General features: G+C 60.6%; 17 protein-coding genes and 1 tRNA gene. 8 read left to right on the top strand and 10 right to left on the bottom strand.

Going from position 1 to position 14038, the window contains the following annotated elements:
• Positions 1-61 precede the first annotated feature (61 nt).
• The 5 genes from ABNU55_RS05620 to ABNU55_RS05600 form a co-directional block, all read right to left on the bottom strand.
• Positions 62-316, bottom strand: coding sequence for a YjhX family toxin (locus tag ABNU55_RS05620; protein WP_290749677.1), 255 nt, complete (start codon positions 314-316; stop codon positions 62-64).
• A 208-nt stretch (positions 317-524) separates the two neighbouring features.
• A complete protein-coding gene (locus ABNU55_RS05615; RefSeq protein WP_290749675.1) occupies positions 525-1262 on the bottom strand; it encodes an NYN domain-containing protein in 738 nt (245 codons plus the stop codon).
• Between the two features lie 135 nt (positions 1263-1397).
• Positions 1398-2213, bottom strand: coding sequence for an enoyl-ACP reductase (locus tag ABNU55_RS05610; protein WP_290749672.1), 816 nt, complete (start codon positions 2211-2213; stop codon positions 1398-1400).
• A 103-nt stretch (positions 2214-2316) separates the two neighbouring features.
• Positions 2317-2865, bottom strand: coding sequence for a bifunctional 3-hydroxydecanoyl-ACP dehydratase/trans-2-decenoyl-ACP isomerase (gene fabA, locus ABNU55_RS05605; protein WP_290749669.1), 549 nt, complete (start codon positions 2863-2865; stop codon positions 2317-2319).
• 82 nt (positions 2866-2947) lie between these two features.
• Positions 2948-3463, bottom strand: coding sequence for an SH3 domain-containing protein (locus tag ABNU55_RS05600; RefSeq protein WP_290749666.1), 516 nt, complete (start codon positions 3461-3463; stop codon positions 2948-2950).
• Between the two features lie 114 nt (positions 3464-3577).
• Between ABNU55_RS05600 and ABNU55_RS05595 the strand changes: the two genes are divergently transcribed.
• Positions 3578-4564: a D-glycerate dehydrogenase gene (locus ABNU55_RS05595; RefSeq protein WP_290749663.1), complete on the top strand. Its 987-nt coding sequence runs from the start codon at positions 3578-3580 to the stop codon at positions 4562-4564.
• Between the two features lie 58 nt (positions 4565-4622).
• Here the strand turns inward: ABNU55_RS05595 and ABNU55_RS05590 are convergent, their stop codons facing one another.
• Together ABNU55_RS05590 and ABNU55_RS05585 are read right to left on the bottom strand one after the other, a co-directional pair.
• Positions 4623-4868 (bottom strand): DUF1150 family protein, encoded by a 246-nt coding sequence (locus ABNU55_RS05590; protein ID WP_290749661.1) that lies wholly within the window; start codon positions 4866-4868, stop codon positions 4623-4625.
• Positions 4869-5080: 212 nt separating this feature from the next.
• Positions 5081-5755, bottom strand: coding sequence for an FAD-binding oxidoreductase (locus ABNU55_RS05585; RefSeq protein ID WP_290749658.1), 675 nt, complete (start codon positions 5753-5755; stop codon positions 5081-5083).
• Between the two features lie 149 nt (positions 5756-5904).
• Between ABNU55_RS05585 and ABNU55_RS05580 the strand changes: the two genes are divergently transcribed.
• Positions 5905-6522 carry a glutathione S-transferase gene (locus ABNU55_RS05580; RefSeq protein ID WP_290749655.1) on the top strand — a complete coding sequence of 206 codons (618 nt, stop codon included), beginning with the start codon at positions 5905-5907 and terminating at the stop codon, positions 6520-6522.
• Between the two features lie 100 nt (positions 6523-6622).
• Here the strand turns inward: ABNU55_RS05580 and ABNU55_RS05575 are convergent.
• Both ABNU55_RS05575 and ABNU55_RS05570 read right to left on the bottom strand, forming a co-directional pair.
• Positions 6623-6698 (bottom strand) — tRNA-Ala (locus tag ABNU55_RS05575).
• A gap of 56 nt (positions 6699-6754) precedes the next feature.
• Positions 6755-7384, bottom strand: a complete 630-nt coding sequence (locus ABNU55_RS05570) for a TIGR02300 family protein (RefSeq protein ID WP_290749652.1) — start codon at positions 7382-7384, stop codon at positions 6755-6757.
• A gap of 103 nt (positions 7385-7487) precedes the next feature.
• On the opposite strand from ABNU55_RS05570, the gene aroA reads away from it, so the two are divergent.
• Positions 7488-8810 carry a 3-phosphoshikimate 1-carboxyvinyltransferase gene (gene aroA, locus ABNU55_RS05565; protein WP_348764254.1) on the top strand — a complete coding sequence of 441 codons (1323 nt, stop codon included), beginning with the start codon at positions 7488-7490 and terminating at the stop codon, positions 8808-8810.
• Positions 8811-8887: 77 nt separating this feature from the next.
• Positions 8888-9394 carry a macro domain-containing protein gene (locus ABNU55_RS05560; RefSeq protein ID WP_348764253.1) on the top strand — a complete coding sequence of 169 codons (507 nt, stop codon included), beginning with the start codon at positions 8888-8890 and terminating at the stop codon, positions 9392-9394.
• Here the strand turns inward: ABNU55_RS05560 and ABNU55_RS05555 are convergent.
• The gene (locus ABNU55_RS05555; RefSeq protein WP_348764252.1) at positions 9391-10458 is read right to left on the bottom strand and encodes a PLP-dependent cysteine synthase family protein; all 1068 of its coding nucleotides are present in this window, start codon (positions 10456-10458) and stop codon (positions 9391-9393) included. The two genes, ABNU55_RS05560 and ABNU55_RS05555, sit on opposite strands and share 4 nt — an antisense overlap.
• Before the next feature lie 110 nt (positions 10459-10568).
• Between ABNU55_RS05555 and cmk the strand changes: the two genes are divergently transcribed.
• From cmk to mscL, 4 genes are all read left to right on the top strand, one after another.
• The gene (gene cmk, locus ABNU55_RS05550; protein ID WP_348764251.1) at positions 10569-11201 is read left to right on the top strand and encodes a (d)CMP kinase; all 633 of its coding nucleotides are present in this window, start codon (positions 10569-10571) and stop codon (positions 11199-11201) included.
• Between the two features lie 133 nt (positions 11202-11334).
• On the top strand, positions 11335-13077 hold the full coding sequence (gene rpsA / locus ABNU55_RS05545) for a 30S ribosomal protein S1 (protein ID WP_290750507.1): 1743 nt from the start codon (positions 11335-11337) through the stop codon (positions 13075-13077).
• A 111-nt stretch (positions 13078-13188) separates the two neighbouring features.
• Entirely contained in the window at positions 13189-13488 is a 300-nt protein-coding gene (locus tag ABNU55_RS05540; RefSeq protein ID WP_290750504.1) for an integration host factor subunit beta, read from the top strand.
• A 111-nt stretch (positions 13489-13599) separates the two neighbouring features.
• Positions 13600-14022, top strand: coding sequence for a large conductance mechanosensitive channel protein MscL (mscL, locus tag ABNU55_RS05535; RefSeq protein WP_290750502.1), 423 nt, complete (start codon positions 13600-13602; stop codon positions 14020-14022).
• The last annotated feature ends 16 nt before the right edge of the window (positions 14023-14038 follow it).

Raw genomic sequence — 14038 nt, 5'->3', positions numbered from 1 at the left:
GTAAGGGCGGCTATGCCCCACCCCGACCGTCCCCGTGCTCGAGGAGGGTCGGGGTGGGGCCTTACCGGTTATCCAGCTCTGACCTCACAAGCTCCAGCCCCCGCCGCGTGATGCGGTAGGGTTGGCCGCCCTTCGAGGCGATGGCTCGTTTTTTCTTGAGCTTGCGAAAAAGCTGTTCGTCGAGACCGGGATAGCGCCAGCCATCGCGCGAATAGCAGTGCAGTTCGGCAAGTTTCTTTCCGTGGCGAATGAGTTCGATCCGCCCGCCCTGGGCGAGCAGGTGGAGGATGCGCTGTTCGGCGCGGGAGATATCCATTGTGTCTGAAGTCCGGAAGGTGCGCGGGCCGCTTGTAACGGCGCACGCAAGACAGGGTCTCGGCCTCTCAGTTCATGAGAAACCGGCACGCGCTTGCCGGCCTGCCTCGCCTCATCGGCGCTTGCGGCAGGCCCCTTTAGCGGGACTCAGACTGGTTGCGTGTCATCAACAACTTCTAGTTATGCGGCTAAGAGCTCTCAAGCTATTACTAGCCTTTCGCGCCGACGTCAGTAGACTGATTTGCGGCTTTGGCTTCTGGATTCGGGTTTGCGCTTGTGGAGCGTAGTCCATCAATGTGCTCAAGCAAATCGTCTGATACCTTCAGCCAAAGTGGATCTAAGACGAAGTCTATCCCCTCACGACGAGCAAGTTTCGCAGCGGGCACGAAATCACTATCCCCAGCAATCAGCACGATGCGGTCAACTTGTCGCTTAAAGCTGATGGAAGCAATATCTAGCCCAATCCGCATATCGACGCCTTTCTGGCCAATATCTAACGTAAAGTCATCATCGGTCAGCGTCAGCAGTTTATTGATGTCACCTATCAAACGCTTCTGAGCGGACTGAGTGAATCGCCATGTGCCGGTTTTCTCCGCAAGGCGTCCTAGCCGCAGAGCAACCTTTCGCTTTCTCAACAGCGCTTTGTGAAATTGATTTCGAAAAATCGCTTCCGGCGATAGAGCTAGATTAATCGCGCGTTTGCTTACAGGCTTATGCAATCGCTTTTCAAGTGGTGGACTATCGTAAACAAAAAGACGGTAAAGTTCGCTATCTCGTTCAAAAGTGGTCTTTTTTCCTTTGCGTACCTTGCTGCTTAAATGCCTCGCGCATAGGTCGTACAAATTATCCGCAGCCAATTCCGCATCCGAATGATCAATGCTGGGCATAATGTGAGCATAGCGCTTTAGAAAGAAGCCAGCATCAACAAGAATTGCGGTACGATACAAAACAAAACCCCCTGCGGCGCGCCACACCTTCAATCAAAAGTGGTGCGGGGGCAAGCAGGGGGTTACGCGATAAAATCAATATAATAGCAAAATTGCTATTGTAGAGTAAAAATTCACATTAAAAGCGAATTAATTTCAGTCCTCACCCGAATCCGGCACGCCGACGACGTGGAAGCCTGCATCGACGTGAAGGACCTCACCGGCGACCGAGTGGCCGATATCGGAGAGGAGGTAGAGGGCCGCGCCGGCGACGCCTTCCATCCGCGTGTCTTCCTTGAGCAGCGACATGTCGCGGCCCGTGCCCATGAGGGACTTGCCGCCCTTGATGCCCGCCAGCGAAAGGGTGCGCATCGCGCCCGCCGAGATGGCGTTGACGCGGATGCCCTGCGGACCGAGGTCGCGCGCGGCATAGCGTGTGGAGGCTTCGAGCGCGGCCTTGGCGACACCCATGACATTGTAGGAGGGCACGACGCGCTCAGCGCCAAGATAGGTCATGCAGATAATCGCCCCGCCATCCGGCATCATTTCAGAGGCGCGGCGCGAGCAATCGATGAAGCTGTAGACCGAGATATCCATGGCGCGGCGAAAGCCTTCGCGCGTGGTGTTCGCGACCATGGAGCCCTGAAGCTCTTCCTTGCCGGCAAAGGCAATGGAGTGGACGAGGAAATCGATCTTGCCCCATTTTTCCTTCACCGCGGCGAAGGCAGCATCCATGCTGGCATCATCGGTGACGTCAGCCGGGATCATGAAATCCATGCCGATGGACTCGACCAGCGGGCGCACGCGGCGCTCAAGATTCTCGCCCTGATAGGTAAAGGCGATTTCCGCGCCCTGCGCGGCGAGCTGTTTGGAGATACCCCAGGCAATGGAGTTCTGGTTGGCGACGCCCATGACAATGCCGCGCTTGCCCTTCATCAGCTCGCCTTCCGGCATGTTCCATTCATCAGCCATGTTGAAATCCTCGCATGAAGAGAGTGTCGTTTCCTGTTCGCCGGGCTAGGGGTGCAGGCCGTTTTGGTCAAGCAGATACGGACGCCGGAGCGCCCGGCCCGCTTCAGCTCATGGCCCCGCCGCCATCGATCACATTCTTGAGGCCGACCTTCATGTCGAGCGCCGTGTAGACATGCTCGTCGTCGACATAGACCCGGCCATTGGCGATGCCGAGATTGAGCTTGCCGCGGCGCACGCGCTTCATGTCGATGACATATTTGACGAGCTTCTTGTCCGGCGTGATCTCACCGGTAAATTTCACTTCGCCGACGCCGAGCGCGCGGCCCTTGCCCGGAGAGCCTGACCAGCCGAGCCAGTAGCCGACCGCCTGCCACATGGCGTCGAGACCAAGACAGCCCGGCATCACCGGATCGCCCGGGAAATGGCACTGGAAGAACCAGAGGTCTGGCTTGATGTCATACTCACCGATGACATGGCCCTTGCCGAACTCACCGCCATCGAGGCTGATCTCCGTGATCCGGTCCATCATCAGCATGGGCGGGATGGGAAGCTGCGCATTGCCGGGGCCGAAAAGCTGTCCCTGACCTGAAATCAGGAGCTCTTCCTTTGAGTAGGAAGACTGTGGCGTGTGAAAATCGTGCGGTCCGCTCATGCGAGCCTCTCTTGTACTTGCGTAAAATCCAGATCAGGGCATGAGCCTGCCCCAAAGCCCGCTGTCAAGCAAACCGGGCCAGTTAAAGACCGGCCGTTTCGGTGTTGAGGCCCCAGAGGGACGGCTTGTCGACCCAGCCGCGATAGTCGCCCGCACGCACCTCGCACCAGCGCTCCTCACAGCCTTCCAGCTCGGCCAGAACACCGGCCTGCAGCTTCGCCCGGCCGATGGAGCCGGTCTGCGGCTTGCGCCTCAGGATGATGTCGCGCGTGATCAGCACATGGTTCGGCTCTGTCAGCAGGCGCTCATGTACCCAGACCTCGTCGCCCTGCGGATCGCGGATCTGGACCCAGTCGCGCGTCTCCTTGATGACGAGGACGGGCAGGCCCGCGCGCTCATACTCCCAGACGATCTGATGGTCGCCGGAGGGGCCGATCCGCCCGTTCACCTTCGAATAGCGCAATGATTCGAAGCGTGGCACTGGCTTGCCGGAAAACTGGCTGACCTTCACCGCCTGTGCAGCGGCGGGCGGCGTTGCCAACTGCCAGGCAGTCGCGATAAGGCAGGCGGACAGAAAAAGGCGGCAGGACGTGAACATGCCGTCATTTAGTCCGGGCTTGGTGAATCAGGCGTAAAGGCCGCTACGGGTCTGCCCGGATTGGCGCGAGCGGATCGCTCTGCTATGCGCTGATGGCAAGGAAAGGAAACGCTCATGACCGCAAAGCGGCTAAAGGTAATCGTGACGCGGCGACTGCCGGACCCGGTAGAGATTCGCCTGAAAGAGCTTTTCGACACCGAGCTCAACGAAACCGATACGCCCTTCGATGAGGCCCGTCTCGTCGATGCGGTGAAACGCGCGGACGTTCTGGTGCCGACGGTGACCGATACAATCGATGCCCGCCTCCTGGCCCAGGCCGGGAGCCAGCTGCGCCACATTGCCCAGTTCGGCGCAGGCGTCGACAATCTGGATATTGAAAGCGCGGTCCAGCGCGGCATCACCGTCACCAACACGCCCGGCGTGCTGACCGATGACACCGCAGATGTGACCATGGCGCTGATCCTGGCCGTGCCGCGCCGCCTGCACGAAGGCATCAAGCTGCTTGAGGATGGCAAGTTCGATGGCTGGGCGCCGACCTGGATGCTCGGCAAGCGGCTCGCGGGCAAGCGGCTCGGCATTATCGGCATGGGCCGGATCGGACAGGCCGTGGCGCGCCGTGCAAAGGCGTTCGGACTTCAGATCCACTATCACAACCGCAAACCGGTCAACCGGCAGATCACCGAAGAGCTCGACGCGACCTATTGGGAAAGCCTCGACCAGATGCTGGCGCGCATGGACATCATTTCCGTCAACTGCCCGCACACGCCGGCAACCTTCCACCTGCTCTCGGCGCGCCGCCTCGATCTCATTCGCGAGGACGCCTACATCATCAACACCGCCCGCGGCGAGGTGATCGACGAGGCTGCGCTCGCCCGCGCGCTGAAAGCCGGCAAGATCGCAGGTGCCGGCCTCGACGTCTTTGAACGCGAACCGGCCGTGAACCCCGAACTCCTCGGCCTCTCCAATGTGATGCTGCTGCCGCATATGGGCTCGGCCACCGAAGAGGGCCGGATCGAGATGGGCGAGAAGGTGATCATCAACATCAAGACCTTCGCTGACGGTCACCGTCCGCCAGACCGTGTCATACCGGCCATTCTGTAGACCACAAAAAAGCCCGGCACATTGGCCGGGCTTTCTTCTTTGTCTCGATCAAAACCTGCTAGTGCACGCTGACCGGGCGCATCTCATAGGCGCGCGCGGCGGCAAAAGCGGCATCGCGGCCCTCAACGATTGCAAGCTGCTGGCCATCGCCATTGGCAACCACAAACAGAGAGCTGGTGTCATTGACAGTCTCCAGCGCCTCATCGGGCAGCCCGTTCAGCTCCGTCTCGGCGATCTGGCGTACATAGACCAGATCCTTCGCGGTGAAGAGCTTTGCAGCTTGATGTTCAAGGTCTGTCGTCATGGCATGCTCCTTCCTTCAAAGACAGGACCACGACACATGAGGCCCCCGGCCAGTTGCCCCGCTTCGTGGCGGCAACGGAATATGCCGGGTCTTTCCGTGTCATGGCTTAATCTGGTGGCCCGGAATGTTCGCTTCAAGCCGCAAGTGCGGCATTTAGTGGGCATATACTCACTTTAGCTTCACTAAATGAACAGCCGTTCAGCCGGGCACTCCTAACTGAACTGCTCGATCACGATATCGTCTTCCGCGACGCCGATTTCCTTCAGCGCCAGCACAATGTCATCGATCATCTCGTCCGGGCCGCACACATAGCATTTGCCTTTGCCGGGCTGGATACGGCTCTCCAGCAACTTCCTGTCGACCTTGCCGGTATGGACATCCGCAGACGTCTGGTCGGTCACGGTGAAATAGGTCTTCAGCCCCTCCATCGCCTCAAATTCCTTGCGATAGATGATGTCGTCTTCCGTGCTGTTGGAGAAGATAAGCTCAGAGCCTTCCAGCGTGCCATTCTCTTCCAGCCGCTTGCGCAGGATGGCGATCATCGGCGTGACACCTGCCCCGCCAGCGATGAACCAGCCCGCGCCTTCATCATTGATCGCCCCCCAGGGCTCATCGATCAGGACGGTATCGCCGGGATGGAGTTTGGCGATCTGTTCGGTCACGCCATCATGTTCGGGATAGGATTTGATGGTGAATTCCAGAAAGCCGTCAGACGGCAGGCTGGTTGGCGTAAAGGGGCGTTTTTCGCCGCGCCAGTCTTCCTTGTCGATAGCCATATCAACCGCCTGGCCAGGCTTGATCCCGAGGCCCGCTGGCTTGTCGAAACGCAGCCTGAACACGTCATGGGTAACAGGCTCGATGGATTGCAGGGTCAGCGTGTGGCTCATAATTTGTTTCTCCACGTCAGATTTATCATCGGTAAAGAAACGGGGGGATCGCCCTTCCCGTTCCGGGAGCGGCATCGCAGGCCGCTTTTAGCCCTTTCCTGCCCGCGCCCCTCGCGATACCAGCACAGGCGTCAGGAAGAGGATAAGCCATGAAGATCTGGGGCCGGGACAATTCAACCAATGTCCGCAAGGTGCGGTGGTGCGCCGAAGAGCTTGGGCTTCAATATGAGCATGTCCCCGCAGGTGGTCATTTCGGCCTTGTCTCCACGCCGGAGTTTCTTGCGCTCAACCCGAATGGTCTCATTCCCTGCCTTCAGGACGGGTCGCTTGTGCTTTGGGAATCCAATGCCATCGTCCGATACCTTGCCCGTCAATATGGCGACGATGAATTTGCCCCTGCCGATGCGGGCCGATGGGCTGCAGCCGACAAATGGATGGATTGGGCCTCCCTGTCATTCGCTGGTCCGTTCCGGGATCTGTTCTGGAATCTGGTTCGTCGCACGCCAGAAACGCGTGACGGCGCAGCGATGCAGCGTGGACAGGAACAATGCGCCGAGTTGATGAAGGTCGCCGACGATGCCCTGGCCCGGCAACCCTGGTTGTCGGGGGAAACCCTGGGAATCGGGGACATCCCGCTGGGCTGCATTGCCTACGCCTGGTTCAACATGCCAATCGAGCGTCCTGCCATGCCTGCGCTGGAGGCGTGGTATGAACGGCTCTCACAGCGCCAAGCCTATCGCAAGGCCGTCATGACCGCGTTGACCTGAGCTGAAGCAAAAGAGAGCGTGACTCCCGTATCGCACCCTGTGCCCGTCGCGGCTTATGCCGGAACGGGCAGAATGGTGTCGTAATTTCCAGGAATTTGGTTGGTGGAGCCTAGCGGGATCGAACCGCTGACCTCCTGCATGCCATGCAGGCGCTCTCCCAGCTGAGCTAAGGCCCCGAACCGTCGGAGACGCGTGAGTTATAGGCTCACGCGCTCCTGATCAAGTCCATTTATCAGGACTTCTTGTCATCCTCTTCAGCGTCGTCGGACTCATCATCCTCTTCGCCGTCATCATCGTCGTCTTCATCGAGGTCGAGATCATCGTCATCAAGGTCGATATCGCCTTCAAGCTCGAAGTCCTCATCATCCTCGTCATCGTCGAGAGGGATGTCCTCATCGTCGTCGTCATCATCGCCGAGGTCGTCTTCGGAGAAGCCGGTCGGCACCTTGCCCGGTGCGGCTTCCTCGTCCTCATCCTCGTCATTGCCTTCAAGGACGACTTCGTCTGCTTCAGAGCCGAGTTCGCGGGAGGATTCATCATCCTCGTCGTCCTCTTCTTCTTCCTCGTAGTCGTCTTCCTCGTCCTCATCATCGATGTCATCGTCATCTGTGTCGCGGGCAGAGGCTTTCTTCTTTTTCTTCTTCTTGGTCTCTTCCTCGAGATCGTCCTCTTCCTCATCGGCAGGGACAGCACTCTTGGCGCGCTTGGCCTTCAGCTTGGCGCTCGTCGTGCGCACTTCATCGTCTTCAGGATCGAATTCGGTCTTGCATTTCGGGCAGACGGCCGGGCGCTTGTTGAGATCGTAGAATTTCGCTTCGCAGTTCGGACAGATCTGCTTTGTGCCAAGATCAGGATCAGCCATGTATGATGAACTCCGGGCTGGATTTAATGATTGCCGGGGCGCTTGCCAGAAACCCCCGCCCCTGTCAAAGCGCTTTTGGCGCCGATCTGCAAAGGAGAAATCATTGGCATGGACTTCGTTCCCCGTAGATCGTTTTCAGGGCGCAGTCCGTGCACCCGGAGACAAATCCTGTTCGCACCGATCCCTGATGTTCGCCGGTGTGGCCGAAGGGGTCTCGGAGGTGTCCGGCCTGCTTGAGGGCGAGGATGTGCTGAACACGGCGCGGGCCATGCAGGCGCTCGGCGCGGAAATAGAGCGCACAGGCCCCGGACGCTGGCGCATTGAGGGAACAGGCAAGAGCGGGCTGCGCTCGCCAGAGGGCCCTCTGGACTTTGGCAATTCCGGCACCGGATCGCGCCTGATGATGGGCCTGATGGCCGGTTACGGCCTGACAGCAGAAATGATCGGCGATGAGAGCCTTTCTGCCCGGCCGATGGCGCGTGTCATGGACCCGCTCAAGGAGATGGGCGCGAAATTCAGCCCCGATGGCCGCGACCGCCTGCCGCTCACCCTGACGGGCCGCAGCGATCTGCAGGCCCTCTCCTATGCCCCGCGCCAGGCCTCCGCGCAGGTGAAGTCAGCCATCCTGCTCGCCGGCCTCAATGCGCAAGGCACCACCGAAGTGACCGAACTGCGCGCGACGCGCGACCATACAGAGCGGATGCTGCGCAGCTTTGGCGCTGAGGTCACAGTCCGGGCTGGCAGCGGAACGCAGAACATCGTTTCCCTCAAAGGCGGCCAGCCCCTCCATGCCGTTGAAACCATCATTCCGGGTGATCCGTCTTCGGCCGCTTTCCTGATCGCCGGCGCGGTGATTTCCAGGTCCGGCGGTGTTGTGGTGGAGAACATCATGTCCAATGAGACCCGCGACGGCTTCTTCCAGGCCATTGCGCGGATGGGCGCAGGTCTCGGCGCCGAAGAGATCGGTGACGGCGCGGGAGAGCGTCTGATCGACCTCCAGGCCGCCACAAGCCCGCTCAAGGGCTGCGAGGTGCCTGAAACGCTCGTTGCTTCCATGATCGATGAATTCCCGATCCTCGCCGTTGTCGCCGCCTTCGCGAAGGGCGAAACCCGCGTCACCGGCGCCGATGAGCTGCGTGTGAAGGAAAGCGACCGGATCAGCGCCATTGTCGCCATGCTGCGCGTAAATGGCGTCGAGGTCGAGGAGCACGAAGATGGCTTCACCGTTATGGGCTGCGATGGCCCGCCCCCCGGCGGTGGTCTGGTCGAAACCCGCCACGACCACCGTATCGCGATGAGCGCGCTCGTCATGGGCACGGCAAGCCAGAAGCCCGTCTCCATCGACAATGCCGCCATGATCGCCACCTCCTATCCCGATTTCATGGATCATATGCGTGAACTCGGCGCGGATATCCGCGAAAGCTGAGCTGGCTGGAGAGAGAATTGTTGGCACCTCGCGCGGCCTGCCCGCGTTAGGCTGTCAGCAAATCAAGGGAGGCCCTCATGAAGGGAAGGATCGACCTCTACCGGGGCGACATCCTCGATATCGACTGCGATGCCATCGTGAACGCCGCAAACAGCTCGCTCATGGGCGGGGGCGGCGTCGATGGCGCCATCCATCGCGGCGCAGGCCCGCAGCTCAAGGAAGCGTGCAAACCGCTTGCGCCCTGCCCCACAGGCGAGGTGCGGGTGACCGAAGGGTTCGGTCTGGCGCCGCGGCTCATCTTCCACACGGTCGGCCCCGTCTGGCGGGGCGGCGATCAGGGCGAGGCGGAGCTTCTGAAAGCCTGCTATCGCCACGCGCTGGAAGAGCTTGTCGCCCGGGACCTCTCCTCGATTGCCTTTCCGGCCATTTCCACCGGCGTCTATGCCTATCCGGCCAATGAAGCCGCCGGCATTGCCGTCAACACCTGCCGGGACTTTGCTGAAACGCATGACGTGGAAATCACACTCGCCGCCTTTGACGACGCGAATGCCAAAGCAATCGAAGCCGCGCTGGGGCAGCCCTAGCCGGCAAGCGCCTCGACCTGTTCGCGGTGGGGTACAAGGTCCAGCCCCTGCGCAGCAAGCCAGTCGGGATTGTAATAGGTGTCGAGATAACGCTCGCCCCCATCGCAGATGAGCGTGGCAACACTTCCCTCGCGCCCGCCCTCCCGCATCTCCGCCATCAGATGCAGCGCGGCCCAGACATTGGTACCCGTCGAGGCACCGCACCTGCGCCCCAGAACACCTTCCAGCCACTGCATCGTGGCAAGGGAGGCGGCGTCCGGCACCTGCATCATCCGGTCGATCACGCGCGGCTGGAAGGACGCCTCGACACGCGGCCGCCCGATCCCCTCGATCCGGGAGCGGGCATCAAGGCGGAGGCTACGGTCACCTGAAACGTAATAGTCATAAAAGACAGAGTTTTCCGGATCCGCGACGCAAAGCTGTGTCTTGCCGGAAAGGTCGCCGCGATAGCGGATGAACCGGCCAATCGTTGCCGATGTCCCGCCCGTCCCGGCGCTCATCACCACCCAGTCGGGAATGGAATGCTCTTCCAGCGCCAGCTGCGCGAACAGGCTCTCGGCGATATTATTGTTGCCGCGCCAGTCGGTGGCCCGTTCGGCAAAGGTGAACTGGTCCATATAATGGCCGCCGGTTTCACGGGCGATCCGTTCGGCCTCGTCATAGATCTGCGAAGCGGGCACGGCGCGGGTCTCGCCGCCATAAAAGGCAATCTGGTCGATCTTCTTCTGGGCGGTCCCTTCCGGCACCACGGCAATGAAGCGCAGGCCGAGCAGCTTGGCGAAATAGGCTTCGGAAACCGCCGTCGACCCGGAGGAGCTTTCCACGACCACCGTGTCTGGCCCGATGGCGCCATTACAGATGCCATAGAGATAGAGTGAGCGCGCCAGCCGGTGCTTCAGGCTGCCGGACGGATGGATGGACTCGTCTTTCAGATAAAGGACCTGGCCTGGAAAGCCTGGCAGGTCGACCCGGATGAGATGGGTATCCGAAGACCGGTTGAAGTCGGCGTTCAGCCGCCGGACCGCCTCGCACACCCATTGGCGCTCTGCGCAAAGATCCTCCATGCCGCCCTCCTCTTTACCAGCCTTGAGACCAGCCGCCTCAATGGCAGGCGTGTGCCCACCTTGGCAAGGCTGGTTGACGCTTTGGGTGCCATGCAGCATCTCTGCGCGCCATGATTATCGCAATCGACGGAACGCTCGCCTCCGGCAAGGGCACAATCGCCAAATGGCTGGCGGCCCATTACGGCCTGCCGCATATGGACACGGGCCGGCTCTATCGCGCGACGGGTGTGGCGGCCCTTCAGGCCGGCATCGACCTCGCCGACGAAGCCGCGCTCGCCGATCTTGCCGCCGGTCTGGAGCCTGAGCGTTTTGTGGAAAGCGAGCTGCGCACCGCTGCAGCCGGCGCCGCCGCCTCGCAGGTCGCCGCCCTGCCCAAGGTGCGCGCCGCCCTGCTCGACCTGCAGCGCCGCTTTGCCCACCAGCCCGCCGGCGCTGTCCTCGACGGGCGCGACATCGGAACCGTCGTCTGCCCGGAGGCGCATGCAAAGCTCTGGGTCGATGCCGATGTGGAGGTGCGCGCCGCGCGCCGTCACAAGGAACTGCAGGCAGCCGGCGACCCCATCACGCTGGAGGAACTCACCCGCCAGCTGCATGAGCGCGACACCCGCGACCGCAGCCGGAAGGACGCCCCCATGAAGGCCGCCGCAGACGCGATCTTGATCGATACGACTGATCTGACTATAGACGCGGCTGTGGATAAGGCACGGGCCGCCGTCGAAGAGATGCTGGCCCGTTCAGAGTAGCAGGTTCTGGCGCTTCAGGGCGTCAAATCCAAAAACCCGCCTCGGCCCTGTCCTGATCAATCCTGACCTTGCGCTCACGCCAGCAATCCCGCTTGCGCGTCTTAAACCCGTACGGGTCAGTTCTGGAGTAATTATGTCAACTGAAACCATGAACCCGAGCACCGACGACTTCGCAGCAATGTTCGAAGACTCGACGGCTGCTTCTACCCTGCAGGAAGGCCGCGTGGTCCCTGCAACGGTCGTTGCCGTGAACAATGACCAGCTCATCCTCGACGTCGGCCTGAAGGTCGAAGGCCGTGTCGCCATGAAGGAATTCATGCTCGAAGACGAGCAGCCAAAGCCAGGCGATATCGTCGAGGTCTTCCTCGAGCGTATCGAGAACCTGATGGGCGAAGCCGTTCTCTCGCGCGACAAGGCACGCCGCGAAGAGAGCTGGATCAAGCTCGAAGACAGCTACAACAAGGACGAGCCTGTCAAAGGCGCGATCTCTGGCCGCGTGAAGGGCGGTTTCACCGTCGATCTCGGCGGCGTCAACGCCTTCCTTCCCGGCTCCCAGGTCGATATCCGTCCGGTCCGCGACGTTGGCCCGCTCATGGGCGAAGTTCAGCCCTTCGCGATCCTCAAGCTCGACCGTGCCCGTGGCAACATCGTTGTCTCGCGCCGTGCGATCCTCGAAGAGAGCCGTGCAGAACAGCGCGCTGAAATCGTCGAAGCGATGAATGAAGGCGATGTCCGCGAAGGCGTCGTGAAGAACATCACCGATTACGGTGCATTCGTCGATCTCGGCGGCATCGACGGCCTTCTGCACGTCACCGACATGAGCTGGAAGCGCATCAACCACCCGAGCCAGGTCGTCAATGTCGGCGACACGGTGAAGGTCCAGATCATCAAGGTGAACGAAGAGACCCAGCGTATCTCGCTCGGCATGAAACAGCTCGAAGCCGATCCGTGGGAAGGCATCGACAGCAAGTATCTCGTCGGCACCCGCCTGCCGGGCACCGTCACGAACATCACCGACTATGGTGCGTTCGTTGAGCTGGAAGATGGCGTCGAAGGCCTCATCCACGTTTCCGAGATGAGCTGGACCAAGAAGAACGTCCATCCGGGCAAGATCGTGTCGACCTCTCAGGAAGTCATGGTCGAGGTTCTCGATGTCGACGCCGAAAAGCGCCGCATCTCGCTTGGCCTCAAGCAGACCCAGGACAATCCGTGGTCGGCTTTCCTCGGCGAGCATCCTCCGGGCACCGAAGTCGAAGGCGAAGTTCGTGGCATCACGGAATTCGGTCTCTTCATCGGTCTCGGCCCAGAGCTCGACGGCATGGTTCACATCAACGACATCTCCTGGGATGTGCCGGGTGAACAGGCCATCGCCAACTTCAACAAGGGCGATCATGTCCGCGCCAAGGTGCTGGACGTCGATACCGAGAAAGAGCGTATCTCCCTCGGCATCAAGCAGCTCTCTGGCGACCCGATGTCCGATCTCGACGTGCGCCGCGGCGACACGGTGACCTGTACGGTCTCCGAAGTCACCTCGGGCGGTATCGAGGTTCAGTTCGGCGATCCGGCCATGACGGCCTTCATCCGCCGTTCGGATCTCTCGCGCGACCGCTCCGAGCAGCGCCCCGAGCGTTTCTCTGTCGGCGACAAGATCGACGCCAAGGTCACCCAGATGGACAAGGCTTCGCGCCGCGTCTCCGTCTCGATCAAGGCGCTCGAAATCTCCGAGGAGCAGGAAGCCGTCAAGCAGTACGGCTCCGCAGACAGCGGTGCCTCGCTCGGCGACATTCTTGGGGCCGCACTCGCTTCCGGCGACGACAAGGAGACCTCCAACAAGGTCACCGAGACCCCGGACGAGTCCGAAGAAGACGAGAAATAGGGCTTATTCGAAGCTTAAATATTGGTAATTCCGGCGAAATCGGAAGAAACCTGACATTGTTTGGGGCGGAGCCACTGGCTTCCGCCCCAAATTTCATTTACAAACAAAGCCATGCTCAGGTCAGAACTGATTGCCCGTCTGGCAGAAGAATATTCGCATCTCAAACACGATGATCTTGAGAAGATTGTCGCGGTGATCCTTGATGAGATCGCCGAGGCACTCGCTGAGGGTAATCGGGTTGAGCTTCGCGGCTTCGGGGCCTTCTCGGTCCGCGAGCGCAAGCCTCGCGTGGGCCGGAACCCGCGCACTGGCGAAAAGGTCGAGGTCAGGGCCAAGCGTGTCCCCTTCTTCCGTCCAGGCAAGGAGTTGCGCGCCCGGGTCAATGGCGGCGACGACCCCGAGGCTCGGTAGACACCCTCGCGGGGGAACCTTCCCGATTACAAAAAGTTGACGCGTGGATCGAAGGCGGGAATATCCCCCTACGCAAAACGCCTGCGCGGCAAAGTCTGGAAGGAGCCGTCAATGTTCAAGGAATTCAAGGAATTCGCCATGCGGGGGAACCTGGTCGATCTGGCCGTGGGTTTCATTCTCGGTGGCGCATTCTCAACCATCGTCAAATCGCTTGTGAATGACATCGTAATGCCGCCCCTCGGCCTTGTCCTCGGCGGTGTGGACTTTGCCGACCTTATCTACCCGCTGGACGGCAACACCTATGAATCGCTGGAGGCAGCCAATGAAGCCGGCGCCCCGGTCATCGCCTATGGCCTCTTCATCAACAATGTCATCTCCTTCCTCATCATGGCGCTGGCGCTCTTCTTCCTCGTGAAGGGCATCAACAGCATGAAGCGCAAACAGGAAGAGGCTCCGGCCGAAGTGCCTCCGCCGCCACGTCAGGAAATCCTGCTGGAAGAGATCCGCAACCTGCTCGCCAAACAGCAAGGCTGATCGCGGGTCCATCTCT

Origin of the sequence: uncultured Henriciella sp., assembly GCF_964005855.1 — a bacterium.
Classification (GTDB): Bacteria; Pseudomonadota; Alphaproteobacteria; order Caulobacterales; family Hyphomonadaceae; genus Henriciella.
Note: the sequence above shows the minus strand (reverse complement) of the source record. Positions and strands in the feature narration are given on the sequence as shown.

What these genes read in the sequence shown, in the direction of transcription:
- mscL (WP_290750502.1), top strand. Translation starts at nt 13,600, where the DNA reads ATGTTCAAGGAATTCAAGGAATTCGCCATGCGGGGGAACCTGGTCGAT.
- rpsA (WP_290750507.1), top strand. Translation starts at nt 11,335, where the DNA reads ATGTCAACTGAAACCATGAACCCGAGCACCGACGACTTCGCAGCAATG.
- ABNU55_RS05600 (WP_290749666.1), bottom strand. Translation starts at nt 3,463, where the DNA reads ATGTTCACGTCCTGCCGCCTTTTTCTGTCCGCCTGCCTTATCGCGACT.
- ABNU55_RS05620 (WP_290749677.1), bottom strand. Translation starts at nt 316, where the DNA reads ATGGATATCTCCCGCGCCGAACAGCGCATCCTCCACCTGCTCGCCCAG.
- ABNU55_RS05580 (WP_290749655.1), top strand. Translation starts at nt 5,905, where the DNA reads ATGAAGATCTGGGGCCGGGACAATTCAACCAATGTCCGCAAGGTGCGG.
- ABNU55_RS05610 (WP_290749672.1), bottom strand. Translation starts at nt 2,213, where the DNA reads ATGGCTGATGAATGGAACATGCCGGAAGGCGAGCTGATGAAGGGCAAG.
- ABNU55_RS05590 (WP_290749661.1), bottom strand. Translation starts at nt 4,868, where the DNA reads ATGACGACAGACCTTGAACATCAAGCTGCAAAGCTCTTCACCGCGAAG.
- ABNU55_RS05540 (WP_290750504.1), top strand. Translation starts at nt 13,189, where the DNA reads ATGCTCAGGTCAGAACTGATTGCCCGTCTGGCAGAAGAATATTCGCAT.
- cmk (WP_348764251.1), top strand. Translation starts at nt 10,569, where the DNA reads ATGATTATCGCAATCGACGGAACGCTCGCCTCCGGCAAGGGCACAATC.
- ABNU55_RS05560 (WP_348764253.1), top strand. Translation starts at nt 8,888, where the DNA reads ATGAAGGGAAGGATCGACCTCTACCGGGGCGACATCCTCGATATCGAC.
- ABNU55_RS05585 (WP_290749658.1), bottom strand. Translation starts at nt 5,755, where the DNA reads ATGAGCCACACGCTGACCCTGCAATCCATCGAGCCTGTTACCCATGAC.
- ABNU55_RS05595 (WP_290749663.1), top strand. Translation starts at nt 3,578, where the DNA reads ATGACCGCAAAGCGGCTAAAGGTAATCGTGACGCGGCGACTGCCGGAC.
- fabA (WP_290749669.1), bottom strand. Translation starts at nt 2,865, where the DNA reads ATGAGCGGACCGCACGATTTTCACACGCCACAGTCTTCCTACTCAAAG.
- ABNU55_RS05570 (WP_290749652.1), bottom strand. Translation starts at nt 7,384, where the DNA reads ATGGCTGATCCTGATCTTGGCACAAAGCAGATCTGTCCGAACTGCGAA.
- ABNU55_RS05555 (WP_348764252.1), bottom strand. Translation starts at nt 10,458, where the DNA reads ATGGAGGATCTTTGCGCAGAGCGCCAATGGGTGTGCGAGGCGGTCCGG.